Raw genomic sequence first — 975 nt, 5'->3', positions numbered from 1 at the left:
TGGTGTCGGTGAGCAGCACCTGGGGCTGGTCCTTCATCCACTGGGCAAAGCCTTTCGCGCCCAACTCCTTGAACGTGTCGCGCGAGCCTTTGGGGATGGGCGCGGTCAAGTCGCAGGTGGGCTTGATGGGTGCTGCCAGTGGCAGCGCGGGCAGGGTGCGGCCCTTCATCTCCGGGTTGCCGTTGATGGCCACATCGCCCAAAAATTTGAGCAGACGCGTGGCGCGGTCGCGCCGCTTCACAAAGTTGAACAGCTCGGGCGTGGTGTCAATAAAGCGCGTGGTGCATTCGCCGCTGCGAAACAGCGGGTGCGCAATCACGTTTTCCAGGAACTGCAGGTTGGTGGAGAGACCCCGCACGCGGAACTCACGCAGCGCCCGGTCCATGCGGGAAGCCGCCTCATCCGGCGTGTGACCCCAGGCTGTCACCTTTACCAAGAGCGAGTCGTAATAGGGCGTGATGACCGCGCCGCCATAGGCCGTGCCGGCATCCAGCCGGATACCGAAACCGGCAGCACTCCGGTACACACCAATCTTGCCGTAGTCGGGTGTGAAGTTGTTCTCCGGGTCTTCGGTGGTGACGCGGCACTGCAGGGCGTGGCCGCGCAGGCTGATGTCTTGCTGCAGCGGAATGAAAGAGTCTTCATCACCCACAGACGCCCCTTCGGTCACGCGGATCTGCGCTTTCACGATGTCCACGCCGGTCACCACTTCGGTCACGGTGTGCTCGACCTGGATGCGCGGGTTCACCTCGATGAAGTAGTACTTGCCGGTGTCCACGTCGAATAAATATTCCACCGTTCCCGCATGCGTGTAGTGGGCAGCGCGCGCCAGCCGCAGGGCCGACTCACAGAGTTCGCGGCGGGTGTCCGGGTCCATGTAGGGGGCGGGGGCGCGCTCCACCACTTTCTGGTTGCGCCGCTGCACCGAGCAGTCGCGCTCGAACAGGTGAACGAGGTTGCCGTGCTTGTCGCCCA

At 63.6% G+C, this 975-nt stretch carries 1 protein-coding gene; it reads right to left on the bottom strand.

The annotated features are described in order from the left end of the window. Positions 1 to 975: ATP-binding protein (locus DIC66_RS22760; RefSeq protein WP_476705502.1), on the bottom strand; the 975-nt coding region annotated here is incomplete at both ends.

Source organism: Rhodoferax lacus, from assembly GCF_003415675.1.
Classification (GTDB): Bacteria; Pseudomonadota; Gammaproteobacteria; order Burkholderiales; family Burkholderiaceae_C; genus Allorhodoferax; species Allorhodoferax lacus.
This window is presented reverse-complemented; position numbering and strand designations above follow the sequence as displayed.